This window comes from Xanthobacter aminoxidans (assembly GCF_023571765.1).
In the GTDB taxonomy this organism is placed as follows: domain Bacteria; phylum Pseudomonadota; class Alphaproteobacteria; order Rhizobiales; family Xanthobacteraceae; genus Xanthobacter; species Xanthobacter aminoxidans.
Window position 1 is genome coordinate 12,738 of sequence record NZ_JAMJXC010000015.1, and the last position, 24,599, is coordinate 37,336.

The 24,599-nt window shown below is 68.5% G+C and carries 26 protein-coding genes; 14 read left to right on the forward strand and 12 right to left on the reverse strand.

Annotated elements, in window-relative coordinates; all coding sequences use genetic code 11:
• Window positions 1-320: 320 nt before the first annotated feature.
• Window positions 321-1,034 carry a hypothetical protein gene (locus tag EJ105_RS19885; RefSeq protein WP_250167711.1) on the forward strand — a complete coding sequence of 238 codons (714 nt, stop codon included), beginning with the start codon at window positions 321-323 and terminating at the stop codon, window positions 1,032-1,034.
• A 7-nt stretch (window positions 1,035-1,041) separates the two neighbouring features.
• On the opposite strand, the gene EJ105_RS19890 is transcribed toward EJ105_RS19885, so the two are convergent.
• On the reverse strand, window positions 1,042-1,860 hold the full coding sequence (locus EJ105_RS19890; RefSeq protein WP_250167712.1) for an exodeoxyribonuclease III: 819 nt from the start codon (window positions 1,858-1,860) through the stop codon (window positions 1,042-1,044).
• 303 nt (window positions 1,861-2,163) lie between these two features.
• Between EJ105_RS19890 and EJ105_RS28020 the strand changes: the two genes are divergently transcribed.
• Window positions 2,164-2,670 carry a type II toxin-antitoxin system HicB family antitoxin gene (locus EJ105_RS28020; RefSeq protein ID WP_347881333.1) on the forward strand — a complete coding sequence of 169 codons (507 nt, stop codon included), beginning with the start codon at window positions 2,164-2,166 and terminating at the stop codon, window positions 2,668-2,670.
• 11 nt (window positions 2,671-2,681) lie between these two features.
• On the opposite strand, the gene EJ105_RS19900 is transcribed toward EJ105_RS28020, so the two are convergent.
• Complete coding sequence (locus EJ105_RS19900; RefSeq protein ID WP_250167713.1) at window positions 2,682-3,011, reverse strand: hypothetical protein; 330 nt, start codon at window positions 3,009-3,011, stop codon at window positions 2,682-2,684.
• Window positions 3,012-3,079: 68 nt separating this feature from the next.
• Between EJ105_RS19900 and EJ105_RS19905 the strand changes: the two genes are divergently transcribed.
• The 3 genes from EJ105_RS19905 (at window position 3,080) to EJ105_RS19915 (ending at window position 4,511) form a co-directional block, all read left to right on the forward strand.
• Window positions 3,080-3,523 carry a hypothetical protein gene (locus tag EJ105_RS19905; protein WP_250167714.1) on the forward strand — a complete coding sequence of 148 codons (444 nt, stop codon included), beginning with the start codon at window positions 3,080-3,082 and terminating at the stop codon, window positions 3,521-3,523.
• 178 nt (window positions 3,524-3,701) lie between these two features.
• Window positions 3,702-4,172 (forward strand): SRPBCC family protein, encoded by a 471-nt coding sequence (locus tag EJ105_RS19910; protein ID WP_250167715.1) that lies wholly within the window; start codon window positions 3,702-3,704, stop codon window positions 4,170-4,172.
• 120 nt (window positions 4,173-4,292) lie between these two features.
• Window positions 4,293-4,511 (forward strand): hypothetical protein, encoded by a 219-nt coding sequence (locus tag EJ105_RS19915; RefSeq protein WP_237354836.1) that lies wholly within the window; start codon window positions 4,293-4,295, stop codon window positions 4,509-4,511.
• Window positions 4,512-4,523: 12 nt separating this feature from the next.
• On the opposite strand, the gene EJ105_RS19920 is transcribed toward EJ105_RS19915, so the two are convergent.
• Window positions 4,524-4,961, reverse strand: a complete 438-nt coding sequence (locus EJ105_RS19920) for a cupin domain-containing protein (RefSeq protein WP_250167716.1) — start codon at window positions 4,959-4,961, stop codon at window positions 4,524-4,526.
• A 3-nt stretch (window positions 4,962-4,964) separates the two neighbouring features.
• Window positions 4,965-5,738 (reverse strand): hydroxyacylglutathione hydrolase, encoded by a 774-nt coding sequence (gene gloB / locus EJ105_RS19925; protein ID WP_250167717.1) that lies wholly within the window; start codon window positions 5,736-5,738, stop codon window positions 4,965-4,967.
• 122 nt (window positions 5,739-5,860) lie between these two features.
• On the opposite strand from gloB, the gene EJ105_RS19930 reads away from it, so the two are divergent.
• Genes EJ105_RS19930 through EJ105_RS19940 form a run of 3 tightly spaced genes read left to right on the forward strand, consistent with a single transcriptional unit; the run spans window position 5,861 to window position 7,191 of the window.
• On the forward strand, window positions 5,861-6,592 hold the full coding sequence (locus tag EJ105_RS19930; RefSeq protein ID WP_250167718.1) for a class I SAM-dependent methyltransferase: 732 nt from the start codon (window positions 5,861-5,863) through the stop codon (window positions 6,590-6,592).
• Between the two features lie 57 nt (window positions 6,593-6,649).
• The gene (locus EJ105_RS19935) at window positions 6,650-6,871 is read left to right on the forward strand and encodes an antitoxin MazE family protein (protein WP_250167719.1); all 222 of its coding nucleotides are present in this window, start codon (window positions 6,650-6,652) and stop codon (window positions 6,869-6,871) included.
• Entirely contained in the window at window positions 6,868-7,191 is a 324-nt protein-coding gene (locus tag EJ105_RS19940) for a type II toxin-antitoxin system PemK/MazF family toxin (protein WP_250167720.1), read from the forward strand. The genes EJ105_RS19935 and EJ105_RS19940 overlap by 4 nt, the downstream gene beginning before the upstream one ends.
• 5 nt (window positions 7,192-7,196) lie before the next feature.
• On the opposite strand, the gene metW is transcribed toward EJ105_RS19940, so the two are convergent.
• The 5 genes from metW to EJ105_RS19965 form a co-directional block, all read right to left on the reverse strand.
• Window positions 7,197-7,850, reverse strand: coding sequence for a methionine biosynthesis protein MetW (metW, locus tag EJ105_RS19945; protein ID WP_250167789.1), 654 nt, complete (start codon window positions 7,848-7,850; stop codon window positions 7,197-7,199).
• 2 nt (window positions 7,851-7,852) lie between these two features.
• The gene (gene metX / locus EJ105_RS19950; protein WP_029556404.1) at window positions 7,853-9,058 is read right to left on the reverse strand and encodes a homoserine O-acetyltransferase MetX; all 1,206 of its coding nucleotides are present in this window, start codon (window positions 9,056-9,058) and stop codon (window positions 7,853-7,855) included.
• Between the two features lie 81 nt (window positions 9,059-9,139).
• Window positions 9,140-9,694, reverse strand: coding sequence for a sigma-70 family RNA polymerase sigma factor (locus EJ105_RS19955; RefSeq protein ID WP_029556405.1), 555 nt, complete (start codon window positions 9,692-9,694; stop codon window positions 9,140-9,142).
• 244 nt (window positions 9,695-9,938) lie between these two features.
• Window positions 9,939-10,229, reverse strand: coding sequence for a con-10 family general stress protein (locus EJ105_RS19960; protein WP_038192852.1), 291 nt, complete (start codon window positions 10,227-10,229; stop codon window positions 9,939-9,941).
• A gap of 194 nt (window positions 10,230-10,423) precedes the next feature.
• Entirely contained in the window at window positions 10,424-12,250 is a 1,827-nt protein-coding gene (locus EJ105_RS19965; protein WP_029556407.1) for a sensor histidine kinase, read from the reverse strand.
• Between the two features lie 469 nt (window positions 12,251-12,719).
• Here EJ105_RS19965 and EJ105_RS19970 point away from each other — a divergent pair, with 469 nt between their 5' ends.
• Both EJ105_RS19970 and EJ105_RS19975 read left to right on the forward strand, forming a co-directional pair.
• A complete protein-coding gene (locus EJ105_RS19970) occupies window positions 12,720-13,505 on the forward strand; it encodes a response regulator (protein WP_250167721.1) in 786 nt (261 codons plus the stop codon).
• A gap of 199 nt (window positions 13,506-13,704) precedes the next feature.
• Window positions 13,705-14,016, forward strand: a complete 312-nt coding sequence (locus tag EJ105_RS19975) for an ElaB/YgaM/YqjD family protein (RefSeq protein ID WP_250167722.1) — start codon at window positions 13,705-13,707, stop codon at window positions 14,014-14,016.
• Window positions 14,017-14,102: 86 nt separating this feature from the next.
• Here EJ105_RS19975 and EJ105_RS19980 read toward each other — a convergent pair whose 3' ends face one another.
• Window positions 14,103-16,979 carry a response regulator gene (locus tag EJ105_RS19980; protein ID WP_250167723.1) on the reverse strand — a complete coding sequence of 959 codons (2,877 nt, stop codon included), beginning with the start codon at window positions 16,977-16,979 and terminating at the stop codon, window positions 14,103-14,105.
• A gap of 206 nt (window positions 16,980-17,185) precedes the next feature.
• Window positions 17,186-17,677 (reverse strand): PRC-barrel domain-containing protein, encoded by a 492-nt coding sequence (locus EJ105_RS19985; protein WP_250167724.1) that lies wholly within the window; start codon window positions 17,675-17,677, stop codon window positions 17,186-17,188.
• A gap of 372 nt (window positions 17,678-18,049) precedes the next feature.
• On the opposite strand from EJ105_RS19985, the gene EJ105_RS19990 reads away from it, so the two are divergent.
• Both EJ105_RS19990 and EJ105_RS19995 read left to right on the forward strand, forming a co-directional pair.
• Window positions 18,050-19,267, forward strand: coding sequence for an acyl-CoA dehydrogenase family protein (locus tag EJ105_RS19990; protein ID WP_250167725.1), 1,218 nt, complete (start codon window positions 18,050-18,052; stop codon window positions 19,265-19,267).
• Window positions 19,264-20,280, forward strand: a complete 1,017-nt coding sequence (locus EJ105_RS19995) for a phosphotransferase family protein (RefSeq protein ID WP_250167726.1) — start codon at window positions 19,264-19,266, stop codon at window positions 20,278-20,280. The genes EJ105_RS19990 and EJ105_RS19995 overlap by 4 nt, the downstream gene beginning before the upstream one ends.
• Window positions 20,281-20,284: 4 nt before the next feature.
• Here the strand turns inward: EJ105_RS19995 and EJ105_RS20000 are convergent, their stop codons facing one another.
• On the reverse strand, window positions 20,285-20,986 hold the full coding sequence (locus EJ105_RS20000; RefSeq protein ID WP_250167727.1) for a TetR/AcrR family transcriptional regulator: 702 nt from the start codon (window positions 20,984-20,986) through the stop codon (window positions 20,285-20,287).
• Between the two features lie 160 nt (window positions 20,987-21,146).
• Here EJ105_RS20000 and EJ105_RS20005 point away from each other — a divergent pair, with 160 nt between their 5' ends.
• Together EJ105_RS20005 and EJ105_RS20010 are read left to right on the forward strand one after the other, a co-directional pair.
• A complete protein-coding gene (locus EJ105_RS20005; RefSeq protein WP_029556415.1) occupies window positions 21,147-22,943 on the forward strand; it encodes a glucan ABC transporter ATP-binding protein/ permease in 1,797 nt (598 codons plus the stop codon).
• Window positions 22,944-23,165: 222 nt separating this feature from the next.
• Complete coding sequence (locus tag EJ105_RS20010; protein ID WP_250167728.1) at window positions 23,166-24,512, forward strand: D-alanyl-D-alanine carboxypeptidase family protein; 1,347 nt, start codon at window positions 23,166-23,168, stop codon at window positions 24,510-24,512.
• Window positions 24,513-24,599: the final 87 nt, after the last annotated feature.

Genomic DNA, 24,599 nt, shown 5'->3' on the forward strand with positions numbered 1-24,599 from the left:
CCGGCCATCCGCCTGTGGCGAATCGCCCCGGCCCGGCAGCCCGTCCATTGAAGGACGATGCTCGCGCCCCTCCAAGAAGGCATTACGACAGCCGACCCTCCGGATATTTGATTGATCGTGGTTTTCGCCAGTCTCGTGCGGCGGGCCCACGCGGGTGGGTTGCGTCTTCGCTCCGGGTCGCGTCTCCTACGCCATACCGTTGCAGGAGGTGCTTCCGGGGCATTCCGTGAGGCCTTTTGAAAGGCGTGTCGGCGCGGACATGCCGTTGCCCAACGGGCATGTCCATCTGCTATGACGGGCCGGGGGCGGAGGAATTGGCCATGGGTAAGGATTGCCGGCGCCAAGCAGGCGGCTGCGGCCGCTGCCGTGCCGTTGCAGGTATTTCGGTGCCGGCATTCGCCGTTGCGGCCGGGGTGCTGATCCTCGGCCTGCCGTCTGTATCTCCCGCCCGCGCCGATCCCGTGCCGCTGCCGGCCACCGATTTTGCCCTGAAAGCCGACCTCAAGCGCGGTGGCACCATCGACATCGCCCACAGCCATGGCCGGATGCGGGTGGAGATCCAGAAGTCCAACATTCCCGGAAGCATGGTCGGCATCATCGACCTGAACGCGCGCAGCATGCTGGTGCGCACCCCCAATTTGCCGAACATGGCGGTGGAGATCGAGCTGCCGCCGGAATACGTGCTCGGCGCCCTCACCGGCACCGGCCTCCGGGTGGGCGAGGACACGGTGGCGGGCGAGGCGTGCGACCTCTGGAAAATCGATCCGCAGATGAAATCGGCCCTCGGCCCCACCACCGCCTGCATCACGCCGGATGGCATCGCCCTGCGCACGGCGGTGGAGATCAAGGGCACGAAGCAGACGGTGTTCGAGGCGACATCCCTCACCCGCGCACCGCAGGACCAAAAGCAGTTCCAGTTGCCGCCCGGAACCCAGGTGATGAAGGTGCCCAAGGGCAAGATCGGCGCCGCCCTCGGCATTCCCGGCCTCGGCGGTGCGCCGGCGGAGGCGCCGCCGGCACCGGCGAAGCCCTGAAGAACCCTCAGCCGAAGGTCATGGCCACCGGCACATGGTCCGACGGCTTTTCCCAGCCGCGGGCTTCCTTGAGCACGGTCATGGCGGTGGCGGAGGGGGCGAGGCTCTCGGACGCCCACACATGGTCCAGGCGGCGGCCGCGGTCGTTGGCCGTATAATCCGGCGAGCGGTAGCTCCACCAGGTGAACAGCTTTTCCTGCGGCGGCACGAAGCGGCGCATCACGTCCACCCACGGGCCGGACGCCTGGAACGCGCCGAGCCGCTCCACCTCGACCGGGGTGTGGCTGACCACGGTGAGCAGCTGCTTGTGGTTCCACACGTCGGTTTCGAGCGGGGCGATGTTGAGGTCGCCCACCACGATGGCGTGGTCGCCCTTGCCGGCGTGGGGCTTCAGCGGCGCCCAGCCCGTGATCTCGTCGAGGAAAGCCAGCTTGTGGGCGAACTTGGGGTTCAGCTCCGGGTCGGGCACGTCGCCGCCCGCTGGCACGTAGAAATTATGGATGGTGAGCGGCTTGCCCAGCGCGTGCGCGCCGTCGAGCGTCACCGCGATGTGGCGGGCATCGCCCTTGCCGCAGAACTCACCCTTCTCGATGCGCGCGAACGGCCGCTTCGAGAACGTCGCCACCCCGTGCCAGCCCTTCTGCCCATGGAGCGCGATGTGGGGAAAGCCCATGTCGCGGATGGCGTTCAGGGGAAACTTGTCGTCCTGGCACTTGGTCTCCTGCAGACACAGCACATCCGGCTGCAGCCGCTCCACGGCCGCGCGCACGATGTCGAGGCGGATGCGGACGGAATTGATGTTCCAGGTGCAGACGGTGAGGGACACGGGCAATAGCAGACTGAAAAAGGGCGGGAAGATCGACGCTTACACCTGCGCGGGCGGGGGAGGCAAGGAAAAGGGGGTGCACTGAGGGAGGTGGGCGCTTCTCCCTTTGAGGGACTTGAGTTTTTCGCCGGGCAGCTCCGGCTGTGCCGTCCCTATCGCGGGAGACTGGCGGATCCCGGACCAGCGCTCTGGCTAAGCCTCCTGCCCACCATTTCGGCTTGCCGCTTTTCCCGGCAGGCCTACACTGAAGCCTTTCCAGTCCGTGGTTTTTCCACCCTTTCGTTCTTTGATGGATTGAGCGTCATGCACAACAAGAGGCTTGAGGCCTTGCGTGCCAGCCCCGGCGACGAGCGGCGGCCGGCGGATCTGGAGATCATCGCCTCCCAGTATGCCATCAAGTTCCGGAAGGTGACGGGGACCCATGTGGTGTTCACCCATCCCGCCGTGCCGAACTGCGTGGCGGTGCCCATGAAGAACAGGATCCGCGCGGCCCACGTGAAGGCGTTCGTGGCCATGGTGGACCGCATGGACGAGGGCACCGCGCCGGTGCGCGTGCGCACGGTGGCGCCGGGCACGGTGGTGGATGTCGCCGCCTATCCCTCGGCCGTCGCGCCGATCCCGGAGGCGGAGGGTGGCGGGTTCGTCGTGAGCTTTGCGGACGTGCCGGGTTGCCTCGGTGTCGGCGAGACGCCGGACGCGGCGGAGGCGGACGGGCGGCTCGCGCTGTTCGCCGCCATCGATGCCCTGAAGGCCGCCGATCGCGCCCCGCCTGAGCCGGGTGCCGTTGAAGGGGTGAAAGCGGAGGCCTGAGCGATGCCGGCTCAGCCGCGCCGCGCCCGCTCCTCCAGGAAGGCGGACACCGTGTCGAGCAGGCGGATGGCGCCGGGAAGCTGGGCGTGGGCTTCCGCCTGTTGCGCATTCTCCGGCTCCAGCGTGCGCCACCACACGATGAAGCGGTGGATCAGCGCGCGGCCGGAAATGGCGTCGAACGGCACGCCGGGGAAGGCGTCGAGCCCGAACGCCGCCTCCACCTGCCGGAGGCATCCATGCACATAGACATGATCTTCCGTTTCCAGCTGAAACGGCCCCTCCGGGGCGCGGCGCTCCATGCGCACCTCGCTCAGTTCGGGAATGTAGTCCGCCTTGGTCACGCCGCCTCCGTTCGCATCCGGGTTTTGCCCGGCGTAGCAGGATCGGTGCCAAGGCGGGGGATGGCCGCATGAGCGCCGACGATCCCACCGCCATCGCCGCCGTGCCGGTGATCCCCATCGCAGGTGGCTTCCGCCTGCTGGTGATGCGCGAGCTGGCGCTGGATGAGGGGCCGCCGGCCTATGCGGTGATCGGCCAGACGCTGCTGCGCGCCCCGCCGCGCAGCATCCGCCATGGCGTCGCCTTCGCCCTCGCCTTCGGGCCGGAGGTGATGGCGTGGCTCAACCAGGCGCTTGGCCGTCCGGCGTGGCGCGACGTCTCCGGCGAGACCCGGCGCAACCCGCGCTGGCCCGGCCTTCGATGGCATCGCGCCCCGCGCGCGTGGCCGGGCGGGACGCGCACCACCGAATGGAGCGCCGACATCCTTTTCCCTGAGGAAGCCGATTGCGCCGCCTTCGCGCTTGCCTTCGCGGAGGCTCTGGCCGGCCGGGAGCCTGTGTCGGAAACCGCCTAAAGCACGCGTCCCTCCGTTTGGAGGGCAAACGGAGGGACGCGTGCTCCAGCTTCACGTTGGAGGGCGATTCACCGATCAGATCGACCTCGATCTGATCGGATCGCGCTCAAGGTCCGCTTTTTGCTTCGCGAGCCAAAGGCCCGCGCCGGCATTTCATTGACTGATTTTGGAGGCCCCCATGTCGGATGTTGTCGAAACCCGCTCCATTCTCTCCGAGGCCGAGTTCGATCAGCCAGTGGATGTCGTGTGGCGCGCCATCACCGATTCCGAATGGCTCGCCGTCTGGTTCTTTCCCAACGACATCCAGCCGCTGGAGGGGCACAAGTTCACCATCTGGGGCCGGCCCATCGAGCGGTGGGACGGCGAATTCCAGTGCCAGGTGAAGAGCTGCCTCCCCGAGAAGGAACTGTCCTTCAGCTGGAAGGGTGGGCACGAGGAGCTGAAGGGCTTCGGCCACTACATCGATACGGTGGTGACCTGGACGCTGACGCCCACGCCCTCCGGCGGCACCCATTTCCGCTTCTTCCACGACGGCTTCGGCACCGATTCCGCCAATGACGGCGTGTTCGACGTCATGTCCAAGGGCTCGCAGAGCGTGCTGCGCACCCTCACGCGGCGCCTGCCGGATCTCATCGCCCACGGGGCGTGAGCGGAAATCGCCTCACGATCGCGCGGAGCTGTGGAACCGCTGCCATAAGGCCGCGTTTACTCTCCGGCTGATTTCTTGTGCCGCCGTCGGTGGCACCAGACCGACGAAACGGAGACGACTATGGGCCAGAGCCTTCCTCTGAATACCCCGACCTCTCTGCGGATCGTGATTGGCGACGCCGAGACCCGGGTGTCCAGTGTCGAGGACGTGGTCAAGTTCCTGCGCCAGCAAGAAGCCGGCGATCTCGCCGATTTCCTCATGGCGGATGGCAGCGGCACCAACCCGCCGAGCCTCGGCGATGTGTGCGCCCGCATGGAAGCCCTCTGCGCGATGGTGTGAGGGGCTGAAAGGCTAGTCCGGCTCCCATCCGGGCGGGGCGAGTTCAAACCCTGAAAAATCGAAGGCCGGCGCCACGGTGCAGCCGACCAGCGTCCAGGCGCCGAGGCTTTCCGCCGCCTGCCACGCGAAGGGCGGCACCACGCCCTGCGGCCGCTCGCCGGCAGCGAGATCCGGCCCCAGCATCACATCCCGTTTTCCCGCCGCGTCCGCGATGCGCAGCTTCAGCGGCGCGCCGGCGTGCCAGTGCCAGATCTCCGAGGCATCCACCTTGTGCCAGTGGGAGCGCTCTCCCGCGCGCAGCAGGAAATAGATGGCCGTGGACGCGCCGCGCCCGCCGTCCGCCGCCTTTTCGCGGAACGTCTCGCGGAAGAACCCGCCCTCGGGATGGGGCTGAAGATCGAGCAGCGCGATCACCGCCTCCGCGGTGAGCGCCTGAAGGCCGGTCTCCATCCTTCAGCCCTTGAAGCTGTTCTTGCGCTCGCGCAGCGCGGTGAAGACCTCGGCCGGGTCCGCGCCGGGCATGCCGAGGCGCTCGGCCATGGCCGGATCGTCCGACCGCAGGAAGGGGTTGGCCTTCAGCTCGTCGCCGAGCTTCGAGGGCATGGTGGGCTCGCCCTTGGCGCGCTGCTCCTGCGCCTTGGCATACATGGCCGCCAAGTCCGCATTGTCCGGATCGACCGAGAGGGCGAAGCGGCCGTTGCCCAGCGTGTATTCATGGCCGGAATAGACGTCGAGGTCCTCAGGCAAGGCGCGCAGCCGCTGCAATGAATGCCACAGCACCGGCGGATCGCACTCCAGCGCCCGCCCGCAGCCGAGCGTGAACAGTGTGTCGCCGGCAAACAGCAGCTTCTCGCCCTCGAAGAAATACGAGGCCGGGCCGGCGGTATGGCCGGGGGTCTCCAGCACGCGGCCCACCAGCGAGCCGACGGCGACGGGATCGCCGTCCACCACCGCCACGTCGAGGCCGGGGATCTTGTCCGCCTCGGACTTCGGGCCGACGACGGTGGCGCCGTAGCGCGCCTTCACCGCCGTGATGCCCTGAGTGTGGTCGGCATGGTGGTGGGTGACGAGAATGTGGGTGAGGGTCCAGCCTTCCTTCTCCAGCGCCGTCATCACCGGCCCCGGCTCGGGCACGTCCACCACCGCCGTCGCTTCGGTGACGGGATCGTGGATGAGGACGGCGTAATTGTCGCTGAGGCAGGGGATCAGGCGGATGTCGGCCGGCACGGTGTCGATCTCCGGAAGGGGACGGGCTTGACGGCTCGGGTTGCGGACCCGGCGCGCATGATCCTCTATTAAGGGGGCGAGCGGAAGTGTGGCCGGCCGGCCGCTGTCCACAGCGAGGGTGCATGTTTCTCGACGTCGTCGACCTGCGCAATTTCTATGCCCAGCCCGTGGGAATCATGACGCGTCGCCTGCTCGGCCGCGCCATCCGCGCCCGCTTCGACAATGTGACGGGCATGCGCGTGCTGGGGCTCGGCTATCCCACGCCCTATCTCGGCGTGTTCCGCGAGGAGGCCGAGCGCTGCCTCGCGGTGATGCCGGCGGCGCAGGGCGTGGTGCGATGGCCCTCCGCCGCGCCGACGCTGGCCACCCTCGCCGACGAGACGCTGCTGCCGTTCCCCACCTCCAGCATGGACCGGGTGGTGATCGTCCACGCGCTGGAAATGACGCCCAACGCCGCCGAGATGCTGCGCGAGGTCTGGCGCGTGCTGGCGCCGGGCGGGCGGCTTCTGGCGGTGGTGCCCAACCGGCGGGGCGTATGGGCGCGGCTCGATACCACGCCCTTCGGCAACGGCCGCCCCTTCTCGCGCGGGCAGGTGGTGAGCCTGCTGCGCGAGGCGCTGTTCACCCCCGTGGGCTGGGACGAGGCGCTCTATGCGCCGCCCAGCCGCTGGTTCCTCAATACGGCGGTGGCGTGGGAACGGGTCGGCGCGCGCCTGTCGCTGCCTTTCTCGGGCGTGCTGGTGGTGGAAGCCACCAAGCAGCTCTACCGCCCCGTCGCCGTCCGCCGCCCCAGCCGCATCGCCGAACCGGCGCTGGAGCCCGTGCTGGTGCCGGGCGGCGTGCCGGCGGGGTGAGTGCATTGCGGGGCCGGCGGAGGCGGGCCATATTTGTTGCCGTAAGGAGTGACGCTCATGGCCCGCATCAACCGCGCTGAACCCCGGACGGCCCCCGCGACGAGTGTCGCGGCCCGCCGCAAGGGATTGCGCCCGCTGCGGCTCTGGGTGCCCGACACCTCCCAGCCCGGTTTCGCCGAGGAATGCCGCCGCCAGTCGGCCCTGGTCGCCGGAGATCCCGCCGAGCGGGATGTTCTGAATGAGATCGAGGCTGTGGCCGATCACTCGGGCTGGCAGTGAGGCGAGGGGACATCGTCCTCATTGCCTTGCCGGGCGCCTACGGCAAGCCGCGCCCCGCTCTCATCATCCAATCGGACCTGTTTGAAGGCCATCCCTCGGTGACGGTCCTGCCCATCACCAGCGAACGACGCGAAGCTCCGCTGTTCCGGATCGGGCTTGAGCCGACAAGCGGAAACGGCCTGCGACTCGCGTCCCAGATCATGGTGGACAAGGCGCACACGGTGCCGAGCGAGAAGATCGGCGCCACCATCGGCCGGGCGACCGACGCGGACATGCTGCGCGTGACCCGGGCGCTGGCCCTGTTCCTCGGCTTTGCCTGAAGGCCCTACCGCTCCCGCGTCAGCAAAAACACCGCCTGCTCGCCCAGCAGATTCCACACCCACCACGGCATGTTCACGCGCACCCGGTGGCCGGATGAGTCCAGCGCCACGGCCTTTTCGATGCGGGCGTCCAGCAGCTCCACCAGGGCCACGAAGTCGCGGATGGTGCAGAAGTGGATGTTGGGGGTCTCGTACCAGGCGATGGGCATGTTGTCCGTCACCGGCATGCGGCCGTTGACCATGAGATCGAGGCGGGAACGCCAGTGGCCGAAATTGGGGAAGGACACCACCGCCCGGCGGCCGATGCGCAGCATCTGCTCCAGCACCCAGCGCGGCCGGCGGGTGGCCTGGAGCGTCTGGGAGAGGATGACGTAATCGAAGGCGTCGTCGGGATAGTGGGCGAGGTCCACGTCCGCGTCGCCCTGGATGATGGCGAGGCCGCGCGCCACACCGGCATTGACGCCCTCGCGGGACAATTCGATGCCGCGCGCGTCGCAATTGCGCGTGGTGGCGAGGAGTTCGAGCAGCGCCCCGTCGCCGGAGCCGACATCGAGCACGCGGGAGCCGGGGGCGACCATTTCGGCCACCACCACGAGATCGACGCGCCCGCCCTGGTCGCGCACGGCACTTTCATCCAGCACCGGCTGGCGCACCGCGATGCTCACGCGCTCCTCCCGGTCGGCAGGCCCAAAGCGCGGGCCGCGCTGTCGAGGAAGCCGCGGGCGATGGCGAACAATTGCGGCTCTTCCAGAAGGAAGGCGTCGTGGCCCTTGTCGCTCTCGATCTCGGTGAAGGAGACGCTGGCGCCCGAAGCGTTCAGCGCATGAACGATGGCGCGGGAATCCTCGGTGGGAAACAGCCAGTCCGAGGTGAAGGAGGCGACGCAGAAGCGTGTCTTCGAGCCCCGGAAGGCGTTGGCCAGCACGCCGCCGTAATCGGCCGCGAGGTCGAAATAGTCCATGGCCCGCGTCACATAGAGATAGGAATTGGGATCGAACCGCTGCACGAACGATTCGCCCTGGTGGCGCAGATAGCTCTCCACCTGGAAATCGGCGTCGAAGCCGAAGGTGGGCATCTCGCGGTTCTGCAGCCGGCGGCCGAACTTGTTGTGCAGCGACTGGTCGGACATGTAGGTGATGTGCGCCGCCATGCGCGCCACCGCGAGCCCGCGATGGGGCGTCACCCCTTCCGCCAGATAGCGCCCGCCGCGCCAGTCGGGATCGGCCATCACCGCCTGCCGGCCCACCTCGTGGAAGGCGATGTTCTGCGCCGAGTGGCGCGCGCCGGTGGCGATGGGCATGGCCGAGAACACCCGCTCGGGATAGCTCGCCGCCCATTGCAGCACCTGCATGCCGCCCATGGAGCCGCCGGCAACGCACAGGAGCTTCTCGATGCCGAGATGGTCGAGCAGCATGGCCTGCGCGTTCACCATGTCGCGGATGGTGACGAGGGGCATGTCGAGGCCGTAGGGCCTGCCGGTCTCGGGATTGGTGGAGGCGGGGCCGGTGGTGCCCATGCAGCCGCCGAGCACGTTAGCGCAGATGACGAAGAAGCGCTCGGTGTCGATCGGCCGCCCCGGCCCCACCATCGTCTCCCACCAGCCCGGCTTGCCGGTGACGGGATTGAGGCTCGCGGCGTGCTGGTCGCCGGTCAGCGCGTGGCACACCAGCACCGCGTTGGTGCCGGCGGCGTTGGGCTCGCCGTAGGTCTGGTAGCCGATCTGCAGGTGGTTCAGCTCGACGCCCGCATCGAGCCTGAGCGGGGCACCGGTGCCGAAGCGCACCACGGGGGAATGGGGCTCGTCCGCCTCGCGCCGCGCCTCGGCGGCTGTGTTCGAGGCGACGTCCTTCCGGACGAAAGATGTCATGGGCGAACCAAGCGACGGCCCGGCGCCCGTGTCAAGCACCGACGCTCCGGCACAGAGGCCGGCTGGCCCGCGCGCCCGGCCTCAGGATGCGGAGAGCGAGCTTCGCGCGGCGGACATGGCGACCGCGTCGCCTTCCACCACGTCGGCGGTGGCTTCGGCGCCCATCAGCACGAGGAGCTTGGCGCGGGCGCGGTTGACGCGGCTCTTGATGGTGCCGAGCGCGCAGCCGCAGACCTCCGCCGCCTCTTCATAGGAGAGGCCCGCCGCGCCCACCAGCACCAGCGCCTCGCGCTGGTCGTCGGGCAGAAGGGCGAGAGCTTCCTTCAGCGAGGTGAGGGTGGACGACCATTCCTGGCTGGGGCCGATATTGGTGTCCTGCTGGGCGAGCGCGGCCATGCCGTCATTCTCGCGCCGACGCTTGCGGATCTCGGTGTAATAGGTGTTGCGCAGGATGGTGAAGAGCCACGCGCGGAGGTTGGTGCCGGGGTCGAACTTGTCCATGTTGGAGAGCGCCTTCAGCAGCGTCTCCTGGACCAGGTCGTCGGCTTCCGTGCGGTTGCGCGTCAGCGACCGCGCAAAGGCGCGCACCGCTGGAAGGAACTCCAGCACCTGCGTGCGCAGGGCGGCGGCGTCCATCTCTTGGCGGGTCCTTTCGCTCGGCGCGGGCAGATCCATCGGGCAGCCTATTCTTTCCGGCAATCGTGACTTTTGTGGCGGCGGTGTCCGCCCGGTTCCCGCCAAGGCGGGCGGCGGCTGGACGTCCCTTGGCGGAGACGACTTCAAGCGTGACCTGAGCCTAACGCTGCTGCTGCGCTTCCGGTTCCGCCCGCCATGTGGCCGCGGAGGGCGGGCCCCGGCCGCCCCCTCGAGAGCGGCGCGATCAGGCGCCGCCGTTGCCCGTTCCCGTGCCGGTCGTCTGGCTGCTCTTCTGGCCGCCCTTCTGTCCCGCCTGCGAGGCGAGGGTACGGTCGCGCGAGAAGCTGCGCTGGTCGTCGGCGACGCTCTGTCCGCCCTTGCGGCCCGCCTCGGCGGCGAGCGTGCGATTCTGGAAGAAGCTGCGCTTCTCAGCCGGGACGCTCTCGCCGCCCTTGCGCGCGATGGCCCGCTGCTTTTCCGCGTCCATCGCCGCAAAGCCGCGCTGGGAGGTGCCCTTGGTTCGCGCCTTGTCCATTTGCCCTGTTCCTCCGACTGCGATCGGCCGCTCGTCGCGGCACCCGGCCGGTCGATCCGCTGTGTACCGGAGCGAAAACGGCCCGCACTGAAGCCAATAGGCCGCCCTCCGGCCGGTGGGGTGGCCAGGACGGTCTAAGCAGTAACGAAGCAGGCAGGGCTGTGGTTCCGACGAAAACACGCTTTCGTCGGGTGTCACGCTCCGTTAGGGCGAGACCGGGCAGCGGTATCCGGAGAAGCGATTGCGGGACAAGGGAAATCCCCGACGATCACCAGCGCGTCTCCGGACCGGTTGCGGGTCAGGGTTCCCCCGAGTTGGGCCGCAAAGCCCCCGGCGAGGCCGGAGGGCTCCTCCGGCGCGTCGGCGGTGCCGGAAAGGACGAGGCGCAGACGCTCATCGTCCACCGTGCCGCGGATGAGCATGCCGAGGGAGGTACTGCCGGGCCGGAGCGTCAGTCCGAGCACCAGTTCCACCACCATGAGAGCGAGGGGGACCGCCATGTCGGTGGGCAGCCGCGTTTCCTCAGCCTCGACGACCAGACGCAGATTCTTGTCGGAGGAGCCCTCGATCAGCGAGGCGAGCTCCCCCAGCAGTTCGCGCAGGCGCACCTGCGAGCCGTCGCTGGCCTCGTAGAGGATGCGGTGGACGAGGGCGAGGGTGTTCACGCGGGTGCGCAGCTGGTCGAACCGCTTGCGGTCCTCGCCCTTGCCCATCCCGCCGCCATAGAGCGACAGCAGGCTGACCACCACCTGAAGGCTGTTCTTGATGCGGTGATGGATCTCGCGCACCAGCGCGGTCTTCTCGGCGAGATTTTCCCGCAGGCGCGCGTCGCGCTGGCGCACCGCATAGGCCATGTTCTCCACCGAGTGGCCGAGCATGCGGAATTCGCTCGGCGCGGCATCGAGCCGGGTCGGGCGGAAGCCGTAATGGCCCTGGGCGTAGACCGCCGTTACCCGCCGCAGATAGAGCAGCCAGCGCAGCACGATGCGGTCCACCGCCACCCACAGGGCGATGAGCGAGGCGACCATCACCAGCGCCGGTAGGGCGAAGCTCGCGGCCACCGTCACCAGGGTCCAGCCGAACAGCCGGTCGGACGGGGAGGCATAGGCCACCACCAGCCCCTCGCGGCCGAGGGGCGTGGTGGCATAGGTCCAGCGTCGGCCGGAGGCGTCGGTGCTCTCCCTGAGCGCATTGTCGGGTGCGGCGAAGGGTGCGGCCTGGAACAGCGCGCCGCTGAGACTGCGGGAATTGGAGACCAGCTCCTCGCCCGAAGCCGAGAACACCGCCACCACGCCCTCGGACGGCGGCACCTGCTGGCGCAGCAGATTGTCGAGCCAGCCGATCTCGATGCCCAAGGCCATGCCGCCTTCGAGCCGGCCGGCGGCATCGCGCAGCGGCAGAAGGCCCACCAGCACGTCCCGGTCGGTGGCGGTGCTGCGCACCCGGCCCGAGAGGCTGAAGCCCGGCTGCCGGATCGCCGAAAGCCACCAGCCGTCATCGGTCATGTCAGTGTCGGACGTGGGCAAGGCGGAGCAGGTGAGCTGCCCGGCGGCATTGACCACGCCGATATTGGCGGCGAAGGGCAGGGAGACGGTCGCCCCCCGCAGGGTCGCGCGGCAGGTCGGGCCCGCGGTGCGCACCTCCTCCACGTTCTGGAGCGCGTAGAGCACGTTTTCTGCCGAGGCGATCACATTCTGCTGGGAGGCGGCGGCGGCCAGCGCATGGCGCAGCAGGTTCTGCCGGGCATCCTCCTCGGCGGCGGAAAGCTGCATCACGCCTTGCACGATGTTGAGGGTGGCGATGGGGGCCAGCGCCAGCAGCACCATGAGGATCAGGCGGCGGCGGACGCTGTCGAACAGGGTGCGCGGCTGGGTGGTGGACGGCGGAAAGAGGGAGGCGCGTTCCCGCTGCCCCGGCGTGGGGCCGCCACGGGACAGGTCGTCACGCGGGCTTTCGCGCGAACGCTCTTCACGGGAACCTTCTTCGCGGGACTTGGCGGCCTGCGCCCGTTCCAGATCCATCGTCGCTCCGCCAAACAACTCCACACAGGCGCCTGTCGCCGGTCCGCCGCTGGCAGACCGCCCCGCGAGACCTCACCCATACCGCGCCGAGGCGCGCCATGCTCTGGCGATGATGCCCGTCCCATCCTCCTGGAAGAACGCTCCCGGTGAGGAACGTTCCCGAGGGTCACGCGATGAATACGCGCGGCCTCGTCTCTTGGCCTTTTTCTCTTGACCTCGTGTCGATGTGGCCGCCTGCCTTTCCGTTCCGGTCCGCGCGCAGGATGCCCGCAGACAAGTTTCGACCGTGCCGCTCCCGCTGGGCTCGGGTGCCACTATAATGCGTTTTGCGCCGGCCCGGTTCCACCCGCGTGGAACTTGTCGTGCACGCAAGCGTTACCGGGCTTTGGCTTCAACTTGGCCAATCACAAACGTGGCTCAGAGCGGCCATCACTCCTTTGGCACGTTCAGCTTGGCAGGGAACTTTCGCATGGCTTCCAATCCGCTTATCAAGCAGCTCCCGTTCCTGCGCCGCTACACGCGCGCCCTGATGGGATCGCAGGCGGCCGGCGATCTTCTGGTGCAGAACACGCTGCAGGCGATTCTCGACGGCAAGGTCGCGGTCGATCCCGCGGTCTCGCCACGGGTCGCGCTCTACAAGGCGTTCCACGAGACCTGGAACCGCCAGTCTTCCGGCGGGCAGGTGCCCTCGCGTGCCGATGCCCGGCTCCAGGCCATGGATCCCTCCTCGCGCGTGGCGCTGCTGCTCACCGCCATGGAGGGCTTCTCCTTCGCCGAGGCCTCGACCATTCTCGGCACCACCCTCTCCGACGTGGAGGCGCAGGTGGTGGCGGCGCAGCGCGAGATCGACCGCCAGCTCGCCACCCGCGTCCTCATCATCGAGGACGAATGGGTGATCGCCCTCGACCTCAAGACCCTCGTCACCGAACTGGGACATGAGGTGATCGGCGTCGCCCCCACCCATTCCAAGGCGGTGGAGCTGGCGCAGGGCGGCAATTTCGGCTTGGTGCTGGCCGACATCCAGCTTGCCGACGGCTCCTCCGGTATCGAGGCGGTGACGGAGATTCTCGAGAGTTTCAACGTGCCGGTGATCTTCATCACCGCCTTCCCCGACCGCCTCCTCACCGGCGAGCGGCCGGAGCCCACCTATCTCATCACCAAGCCGTTCCTCACCGAGACGGTGAAGGCGACGGTGGCGCAGGCGCTGTTCTTCCACGAGGCCCGCGCCCAGCCCGAAGCCGCGCGCAGCGCCTGAACGAGGAGGTTCGCGCGCAGCGCCTGACAAAAGGTTCACGCGCGCCTCACGGACAGCATCCCTGCGGAAATCGCGAGGACTACGAACTTTCCCGGGCACGCAATTGCCGTGTCGGTCGTTACACTCCCGAGCGGATATGGAGCGAGCCCCGAACGGCGGATGCTCCCACCGCGCGTGACAAACCCTGCCGGAGACAACCATGGTCGACAAGCCGCAGATCGTGACCGCCCAAGCCGCCTCCGCCGCCGAGGCCAACCTCAACGACGTGAAGTCGGACCTCGACCAGCTCAGGGCCGATTTCACCAAGCTGCTGGAAACCCTCGGCAAGACCGCCAAGCACTCGGTGAAGGGCGCCAAGGGCGAGGCCGAGAGCGCCGCCGGCGAGGTGGGCGACTGGGCCGAGGAACAGGTCCTCACTCTGCGCGAGAGCATCCGCGAGCAGCCCATCACCGCCTGCGCCATCGCCGCGGGCGTCGGTGTCATCCTCGGCCAGATCCTGCTGCGCCGCTGATCCGCGCCGCCGGTGCAGCGTCTGTTGCGCCTGGCCTTCGCTCTACTCCTGAAGCCGCCGGGGGGCATCCCTCCGGCGGCTTTCGCTTATCCCTCCCCCTTCGGCCGGAAGCCGAGCCGCTCCAGCGCCGCCACCAGCGTGGCGCCGTCATAGGGCTTGGAGATGACCCCCACGTCGCTGCGCCCGACGAACAGATCGGAGATGTCCTGCGCGGCATAGCCGGTGGCGACGATGATGGGCAGGTCGGGCGCGATCTCGCCGAGCCGTCGCACCACCTCGTCGCCGCGCATGTCGGGCAGGCCGATGTCCACGATGGCGAGCGCAAGCGCGTCGCGGCCGATGTCCGCCTTGACGGCGCGGGCGTGCGCGAGCGCCGCCTCGCCGTGGGAGGCGATGGTGACCTTGAAGCCCTGATCTTCCAGGACCTGGCTCGCCACCATGGCGACGAAGGGCTCGTCCTCCACCAGGAGGACCGAGCCCCTGAGGGCGGGTTCGTCCAGCATTCCGTTCACTTTGGCGACCAGTTCCGACTGGCTGTAGGGCTTGGTCAGGAGCTTCATGCCCGGATCGAGCCGTCCCTGATGCACCACAGCGTTGCGGGCGTAGGCGGTGGTGAACAGCACCGGGGTTCGCGGCATCCGCCGTTTCACCTCGTCGGCGAGGCCCCGCCCGTCCATCCCGTCGCCGAGGCGCACGTCGGTGAAGAGCAGGTCGGGGCGGGTGCCGCGTGACAGGGCGTCGAGGGCAGCGGAAGCATCGGCTGCCTCGATCACCGTGTGGCCGGCGTCCCGCAGCGTTGCGGCGCCCATGGTGCGGAGCTGGTCGTCGTCCTCCACCATGAGCACCACGGCGGGCGCGGCGCGGGCTTCGCCTTCGGTCCGCACCGGGGCGGGCTCGGGCAATGCGGGCGTCTCCTCCAGCCGCGGCAGATAGAGCTTCACCGTGGTGCCGTCGCCGCGCTCGGAATAGATCATCACGTGCCCGCCGGACTGCTTCACGAAGCCGTAGACTTGGCTGAGGCCGAGCCCGGTGCCGTCCTTCGGCCCCTTGGTGGTGAAGAAGGGCTCGAAGGCGCGGGCCCGCACGTCTTCCGCCATGCCCATGCCGGTGTCGCTGACGAAGATCGCCACATACTGGCCGGGCGTCAGGTCCTCGTGCTCGGCGCAATAGGCTTCGTCCAGATAGGCGTTGGCGGTCTCGATGGTGAGCTTGCCGCCGTCCATCATGGCGTCGCGCGCGTTCACCGCGAGGTTGAGGATGGCATTCTCCAACTGGTTGTGGTCGATCTCCGTGCGCCACAGCCCGCCGGCGAGCACGGTCTCCAGCATCACCCGTTCGCCGAGCGCGCTGCGCAGCATGTGGGACATGCCTGTGACGAGGCGGTTGGCGTCGGTGGGGCGGGGATCGAGGGGCTGGCGGCGGGAGAAAGCGAGCAGGCGCTGGGTGAGAATGGCCGCCCGCAACGCGCCCTGCCGGCCGTAGTCGAGGAAGCGGCGGATCTCCTCGGTCTTGATCTCCTGCGTGCGGGTATCCTTGGGGTCCGCCGGCACCCGGCGCTCGGCGGCCTCGATGTTGCCGATGATGATAGTGAGCAGATTGTTGAAATCGTGCGCGATGCCGCCGGTGAGCTGGCCCACCGCCTCCATCTTCTGCGCCTGCCGGAGCTGGGATTCGGCGCGCAGGCGCTCTTCCATCTCCTGCTTGAGCAGGGTGTTGGCCGCGGCGAGCTGGGTGGTGCGGGCGGCGGCGAGCCGTTCGAGGTCCTCGTTGGTGCGCGACAGCGCCTCGCGGGCGGCGACGATCTCGGAGATGTCGGTGCAACTGCCGTACCAGCGGTCCACCCGGCCGTCCTCGTCGCGCACCGGAACGGCGCGGCAGAGGAACCAGCGATAGCTGCCGTCCTTGGCGCGGAACCGGCATTCGCGCGAGAAGGGCTTGCCGCTGGCAAGGCTCCCCTTCCACGCCTCCATCACGCAGCTCTTCTCCTCCGGGTGGAGGAAGGCGTGCCATTCCACCACCTCGCCGGGCGGCGCCTCGACGCCGGTATATTCGGCCCAGCGGTGGTTGTAATAGTCGCCGCTCCCGGCGGGGGACGAGGTCCACACCATCTTCGGCAGCGCCTCGGCGAGCAGGCGATAGCGCTGCTCGCTGGCGGCGATGGCCTTCTCCGCCCGTTTGCGCTCGGTGATCTCCACCACGATCATGCCGACGAGGCTGATGGCCTGCCCTGAGGTGCGCACCGGAAAATAGCTGACGAGGAAGTGGCGCCAGACGCCCGGCGCGGCCGGCGTCGCGCCTTCCAGCTCCACGTCGGCGATGACCTCGCCGGTGGCGAGCACACGTTCGAGGGATGGCGTCACCGCACCGGCGAGCTGGGGCAGCATGTCGGCAAGGGAGCGGCCGGCGTGCTCGCGGGCCGGGATGCCGTCGATGCGGGCCAGCATCTCGTTGACGCGGATGAAGCGCTGCTGGGCATCGAAGAAGGCGAAGCCCACGGGCGCGTGATGCAGCAGGGCTTCCAGCGTCGCCACCACGGCGGTCTGCTCGGTCGCCGCCGACAGCAGTGCGGCATGGGCCGATTCGAGGCGGCGCAGGGTGGTGCGCACGAGGGCCGCGATGCCCCACACGGCAATGGCATTGATGACGAAGGAGAGGAGCGAAGCCAGCGGCGGACTGGCGATGCCGCTGCTTCCGCTTTCCGGCACCAGCGCGGCGTTGACGCCGGCGAGCAGGGCGATGGCCGCAAGGCCGATCTCCGCGCCGCACACCAGCGACACAACGATGATCGCAGGCAGCTGGAACAGGTAGGGCGGAAAATCAAGTACCCAGAGGATAAGGCCGAGCCTGAGCGCCAGCGCCGCCACGATGACGGTGCAGGCAAAGGCGAGGCGCCACCACAGGGGTCGCTGCTCCGCGATGATTCTCAGGAAGAGGCCGGCGGGGCCTCGACTGGACAGGTCCATCCCTGCTCCCTGTGGCGATCGGGCCGCCACATTGCCCCCGCATGTGCCGCGGGATCAACCGCCGCTGGCCCTGTTCATTTCTGCCCGACCGGGCCGAGCAGACGCGGCGAAGCCGGCCCTGGCCAGAAACCAGGGCCGGCAAGCCTGTCTTCCCAAGGGCTTCCGGGGCGCGGACCCAAGATCCGCGCCCCGGCTTCCCGCGTGGATCAGCGGGTGGCCGGCGGGGTGGCCGGACGGTTGGTGTTCACGCTGCCGGTGCTGGCGGGGGCCTTGTCCGCCTCGGTAAAGGTCGGCGCGTTCTTCAGCTCGTCCTTGGTCTTGCGCAGCACCAGACGGTCCTTGCCGTCGACGCGGGTGACCTCGACCGACTGAAACGGCACCGCCACGTCCTTCTCGCCGATGCCGAGGAAGCCGCCGACGCCGATCACCACGGCCGCGACATTGCCCGAGCGGTCGATGAGCAGGTCGTTGATGTCACCGAGATTCTCGTCGGCCGGGCCGCGCACGGCGGAGCCGATGAGGTTGGATGCCATGTGCTGGTCGGCCATCTGGCGGGTCACGAAGGTGGGCGCCATGCCGGTGGCCGCGGTCGCGCTGGTGGTGGCGCCCATGGTGCCGGTGGGCGCCGCCGTCTGCGCCATGGCGGTGGTGGAAAGAAGAACAGCCGCGGTCGCAGCGTAGATCGGCATCATCTTCATGGTATCCTCCTCGTGAGAACGTGTTCTGGCCCCATGGCCCTGTTCAAGGTGCACCGAAGCACTTGCCTTGCACGCATCCGCGCAAGGCCTTGCTCATCGTATGCATGAAATGAAGCGCCGGCTCGACTAGCCTGCGCGCAAAGACAAGTTGAAGTCTTCCGGTAGAAGTCTTGTCTCTGCTGGCCTATCAACTCGAACCGCGCCACCCGGTTCCCTTGCGTTCGATGCGGCTGACGAGGTTCTCTGCGGCCACGTTCGATGGTCGGCGATACAGTTGTGCCGGAGCCGCCGATGGCCCGTTGCCATCGGCGTGTCGATAAGATAAAAAGCGAGCGCTCGTTCGTTTTTGGCTTTCCCTGGAAGGGCGCACCCATGGATTTCTCGATCTCCCCGGCCCTCGAAGATCTCCGCCGCCGCATCGCCGCGTTCGTCTCGGACGAGGTCATCCCGCTGGAAAGCGACCCGGCCGCCTATGACGCCCACGAGAACATCGCCGCCGCGCCGCTGGAGCGCCTGCGCGCCAAGGCGAAGGCGGAGGGGCTGTGGTGCCTCCAGCTGAAGCCGGAAAATGGCGGCCTCGGCGTCGGCCGCATGGGCATGGCGGTCTGCTACACCGAGATGAACCGGTCCATCTTCGGACCCGTAGTGTTCAATTCCGCGGCCCCCGACGACGGCAACATGATGGTGCTGGAACAGGTCGGCACCGCCGACCAGAAGGCCCGCTGGCTCGCCCCCATCGCCCGCGGCGAAGTGCGCTCCGCCTTCGTCATGACCGAGCCCCACCCCGGCGGCGGCTCCGACCCCTCCATGATGCTCACCCGCGCCGAGAAGCAGCCGGACGGCTCCTATCGCATTTATGGCCGCAAGTGGTTCATCACCGGCGCGGAGGAGGCGGCGCACTTCATCATCATTGCCCGCACCTCGGACGATGCGCGCAAGGGCCTGACCGCCTTCGCCTTCCACCGCGACGCGCCGGGCTGGCGCATCGTCCGTCGCATCCCCATCATGGGGCCGGAGGAACATGGCGGCCATTGCGAGCTGGAGTTCGACGGCCTCACCATCCCGCCCGAGGATGTGCTCATGAAGGAAGGCGACGGCCTGAAGGTGACGCAGATCCGCCTCGGCCCGGCGCGGCTCACCCACTGCATGCGCTGGCTCGGCCTCGCCATGCGCTCGGTGTCCATCGCCCGCGACTATGCGGCGGTGCGCGAGGGCTTCGGCATTCGTCTGGCGGATCGCGAGAGCGTGCAGATCATGCTGGGGCGCATCGCTATGGAGATCGAGATCGGCCGCCTCCTCGTCATGAAGGCCGCCTTCGAGCTGGATCGCGGCGGATTCGCGCGCAAGGAAATATCCATGGCCAAGATCAAGGCCGCCAACACCCTGCACCTTGCCGCCGACACCGCCATCCAGATCAACGGCGCGCGCGGCTATTCCAAGGATACGGTGCTGGAGTGGATCTACCGCTACGCCCGTCAGGCCCGAATCGTGGACGGGGCCGACGCGGTGCACGAGATGGTGCTCAACCGCTTGCTGGACAAGGAAGGCGACGACTTCTGGAACTGGCCGGTGGCCGGAGGGGCGGCATGAGCGCGCCGGCCTCCTCCCTCGGGTTCGATGCTGCCGCGCTGGACGGCTGGCTGAAGGCCCGCGTGCCCGGCCTCTCCGGCACGCCGCGCTTCGAGGCCATCTCGGGCGGGCAGTCCAACCCCACCTACTTCGTCACCTATGACAATCGCGCCCTCGTGCTGCGCAAGCAGCCGCCGGGGGAGCTGCTGCCTTCCGCCCATGCGGTGGATCGCGAATACCGCATCATGCATGCGCTGGCCGGGACCGGCGTGCCGGTGCCGCCGGTGCTGGCCCTGTGCGAGGACAAATCCGTCATCGGCACCCTCTTCTATGTGATGGAGAAGGTGGACGGGCGCGTCTTCCACGACTGCACCCTGCCGGGCGTGTCCCCGCAGGAGCGCCGGGCGATGTACGAGGCCATGGCCACCACGCTGGCGGCCATGCACAACGTGGACCCCGCAGCGGTGGGGCTCGCCGACTTCGGCCGCCCCGGCAATTATTTCAGCCGCCAGATCGCCCGCTGGACCCGCCAGTGGGAGCTTTCGAAGACCCGCGAGGATGCCAATATCGAGCGCCTCGTCGCGTGGCTGCCGGAGCATGTGCCGGCGGACGAGACGAGCCGCATCGCCCATGGCGACTACCGCATCGGCAATCTCATGTTCCACCCCACCCGCCCGGAGGTGGTGGCGGTGCTGGACTGGGAATTGTCCACGCTGGGGCATCCCTTGGCGGACCTCGCCCATTGCGCCATGGCCTGGGTATCGCGGCCGGAGGAATACGGCGGCATCGACGGGCTCGACCTCGATGCCCTCGGCATTCCCGCGCGCGCCGAGTTCGTGGCGGCCTATCAGGCGGCGGCGACCCATGGCGCGCAGCTCACCGACTTCCACATGGCCTTCGCCCTGTTTCGCTGGTCGGTGATCTTCGAGGGCATTGCCGCGCGCGCCAAGGCCGGGAATGCCGCCTCCGAGGGGGCCGGCGACACCGCAGGCCTTGCCGAAGCCTTCGCCGCGCGGGCGGCGGCCTTCACCTGAGCGATCAGGCCAGCGCCTTCCGCACGAAGGCGTTGACCTCGGCCGCATACGCCGGCGCCTCGATGCCGCGCTCGCGGTACTTGCTGCGCTTCACATACCAGTCCTGCAGCAGGGGCTTGATGAGCGTCGCCGCAAACAGCGGGTCGCCGGCGGCGAAGGTGCCGCGGCGCATGCCCTCGGCGATGGCCCCGGCGAGGATGCGCTCGGTGGTCCGCTCGCTCTCCACCGCGCGCTTGCGGGCCTCGGGCGGAAAGGCCTTCGCCTCCATGTAGGCGAAGACGAACCAGGGGTGCATGGCCTCGGTGAGAAGGATGTGGCGCTCGATCAGCCAGGCGAGATGCCGCGTCGGGTCCGCGCGCACCGCCTCCGGTGCGTCCGCGAGCGCGCCTTCGGCCGCTTCCGCCACCTCCTCCAGGATCATCAGGAGCAGCGTGTCCTTGCTGTCGAGGTAGGAATAGAGCCCGCCCATGCTGAGGCCGGATTCCTCCGCCAGCTGGCGCAGCGTCATGGCGTGGAAGCCGTGGCGGTTGGCGAGCGTCAGCGCCGCGCCGAGGATGCGCGCGAGGTTCGCCACCGCCAGATGGGGCTTGCGCACCTTGATGGTCTCGCGATGCCGGGCAAGGATGCGCGCGGCGCTGGCCTCGAGGGAATGATCCGGCGCGTGAGATGTCGCGATCTGCGCGTGCGCCGCCTGTTCCTCGCCCAATCGAGACCCCCGCCAAAGCTGTGTGCAGACTGCGGGCGGGCCGGCGAATGTCAAGCGAGGCCCCACACGGCGATGCTCGGCACCGGCGGAATTGTCCCATCCCCTTGCATCATGGCTCTGGCTTCGCTTTGCTGCCGGAAAGGGACCGGAGCCCGTCCGTATGAGCCTTCTGCGCGTTTATGCCCGCACCATCAGCCTCCTCGGGCCGGAGGCCCGGTTGGGGGCGCTGCTGGCCGGCTCGAACCTCGCCCTGGCGGTGTCGCAGTTCGCCGAGCCCATCCTGTTCGGCCGCATCATCGATGCGTTGGCGACGGCGCAGGCCGCCCAGCGCCTGCCGCACACGGACGATCTGGTGCCGCTGCTCGCCGCCTGGGTGTGCTTCGGCCTGTTCAACATCGGCGCCGGGGTGCTGATCTCCCTCCACGCCGACCGCCTCTCCCACCGCCGCCGGCTGGGGGTGCTGACGCAGTATTTCGAGCATGTGCTGCAACTGCCGCTGAGCTTCCACGGCGAAACCCATTCCGGCCGCCTGCTGAAGGTGATGCTGGAGGGCGTCGATGCTCTGTGGGGCCTCTGGCTGTCCTTCTTCCGGGAGGATTGCGCGGCGATCCTCTCCCTCGTCATCCTCGTGCCGGTGGGCATCTACCTCAACTGGCGGCTGGGGCTGGTGCTGATCGTGCTGATGGCGGTGTTCGGCGTCGTCACCGCCTATGTCATCGGCCGCACCGAGGCCATGCAGCGGCAGGTGGAGGAATACAATTCCGACCTCGCCGAGCAGACCTCCGACGCGCTGGGCAACGTGGCGGTCATCCAGAGCTACACCCGCACCGAGGCCGAGGTCTCCGGCCTCCGCGACACGGTGAACCGGGTGCTGGCGGTGCAGATTCCGGTGCTGTCGTGGTGGGCGATGGTGTCCATGGCCACCCGCGCCGCGACCACGCTCACCATTCTCGCCATCCTGCTCATCGGCACCTGGCTGTACATGCAGGGCCTCGCCAACATCGGCGACATCGTCACCTATGTGGCGTTCGCCAACATGCTGATCGGCCGGCTGGACCACACGGTCTCCTTCTTCAACCGGCTGATGATGTCGGCGCCGCAGCTCGCCCAGTTCTTCGAGGTGCTGGACACGGTGGGCGCGGTGCGCGACCGGCCGGGCGCGAAGCCCCTGCCGCCGGTGAAGGGCGACGTGACCTTCGACGACGTGTCCTTCTCCTATGACGGCAAGCGCACCGCGGTGGCGGACGTGTCGTTCCACGCCGAGCCGGGCCAGACCTTCGCCTTCGTGGGCACCACCGGCGCCGGCAAGTCCACCGCGCTCGCCTTGCTGCACCGGGTGTTCGACCCCCAGTCCGGCGCCATCCGCATCGATGGCGAGGACATTCGCGATGTCACACTCTCCTCGCTGCGCCACGCCATCGGCGTGGTGTTCCAGGAGCCGCTGCTGTTCAACCGCTCCATCGCCGACAACCTCAAGGTGGGCAAGCCCGACGCCACCGAGGACGAGATGCGGGAGGCGCTGGCCCGCGCCCAGGCGCTGGAGCTGGTGGAGCGCAACCCGCTCGGCCTTCAGGCCGTGGTGGGCGAGCGCGGCCGCGCGCTCTCCGGCGGTGAGCGCCAGCGCCTCTCCATCGCCCGGGCTCTGCTCAAGAATCCGCCCATCCTGATCCTCGACGAGGCGACCAGCGCATTGGACGCCGCAACGGAAGTGAAGGTGCAGGCGGCGCTGGACGAGGTGATGAAAGGCCGCACCACTTTCGTCATCGCCCACCGCCTCGCCACCGTCCGCAATGCCGATCGCATCCTGGTGTTCGAGCACGGTCGGGTGGTTGAGGCGGGCTCCTTCGACGAGCTGGTGCGCCTCGGCGGCCGCTTCGCGGGGCTTGCCCGCGCGCAGTTCATGGCTGGCGCGCAAGAGACGTCGCGGCCGGCACCCGCGGTGATCGCCGAGACATGAGCGGGGACGGCGGCTCGGGGTTGCGTACCGTCAAGGACAAGCTGAAGTCTTCATCGTAAAGGTTTCGCACATTCAAGGAGTGCGGCTGAATTGTGGCAGACTAGGCGAGGCTTCGACCTGTGCCGCACCGGCCGTGCGCTCCATTGCGCCTTTTCCGCGCAAGCGAAACCGGTTATGGAAGGACAGTTCCTGCGCGCGATTTCTCAACAGGGAGCGGATCGGTTGGCGCCCACGACATCACGTTTCGCCCTCCGAGCCTCGTTTGTCGGCTGCCTGCTGGCCGCTTTCGGGCTTGTGCTTGCTGCCGGTGTCCCGGCCCGCGCCAACCCGATCCTGCTGGTGGAGGCCGATACCGGCCGGGTGATCGAGCAGAAGGAGGCCGGGCGTCCCTGGCATCCCGCGTCCGTCACCAAGCTGATGACGGTCTATGTGGCGCTCAACGCCGTGCGCAACGGCCGGCTGAAGTTCGATACGCCGATCACCGTCTCGCCCGCCGCGGCGGCGCAGCAGCCGTCCAAGATGGGCTTCAAGGTCGGCACCGTCGTCACCCTCGATAACGCCTTGAAGATGGTTCTGGTGAAGTCGGCCAACGACATGGCCTGGCTGGTGGGTGAGGGCGTCGCCGGTTCCATGCCGGCCTTCGTCGCCGAGATGAACGCCACCGCCGCGCACCTCGGCATGACCGGCACCCATTTCGAGAATCCGAACGGCCTGCCGGACCCGGCGCAGGTGACCACCGCCCGCGACCTCGCCATCCTGGCGCGCGCCATCATCTATCATTTCCCCGAGCAGGAAGCGCTGTTCCGCATCCCGGCCATCAAGATCGGCAAGGTGGTGCTGCGCAACTACAACCGCCTGATCGACCGCTATCCCGGCGCGGACGGCATGAAGACCGGCTTCGTCTGCGGCTCCGGCTACAATCTCGTCGCCACTGCCACGCGCGGCAACAAGCGCCTCATTGCCGTCATCCTCGGCGCCCGCTCCGGTACCGCCCGCACCGAGCAGGCGGCGCTGATGTTCGAGAAGGGCTTCCAGTCGTCCTGGTCGGTGTTCGGTGCCGCCGCCCCGCTTTTGTCCGCGCTCCCCAACAGCGGCGGGCCGATCTATGACATGCGGGCGGAAGTGTGCGGCGGCAAGCGTGCCGTGACCGCCTCCGAGGCGGACGACGAGCCCGATCCGCAGACCAGCTCCAGCTTCTCCTTCGCGACGCCCGCTCTGCCCAAGTCTGGTGCCGAGCTGCTGCAGACCCTGCCGCCCTCCATGCCGCCGGTTCCGGTCTATGTGGGCACGCGCAATGCGGTGGAGGATTTCGCCACCGCCTACGAACCGGACCCGCCGAAGAAGCCCAAGGCCGCCGCCGGATCGAAGCCGGACAGCAAGTCGGCCTCCACCGCCGATAAGCCCAAGACGGGCGGTGAAAAGGCGAGCGGGGATGCCGCCAGGAAGCCGGCCAAGCCGCAGGGCGCCGTCGCGGCTGGCAGTTCTGCAACGCCGAAACCCAAGCCGAAGCCGGCCCCCGCGCCCGCCAATCCCGAGGCCGCCGCTCCCGCGCCCAAACCGGCGACGTAAGTCGCCGGTTCACGCAGAAGGTTCGGCGACATAAGGCACCGGTCCAAACCGTCACGGTACCCTTGACCCGGCAGACCGTCTCGTAGA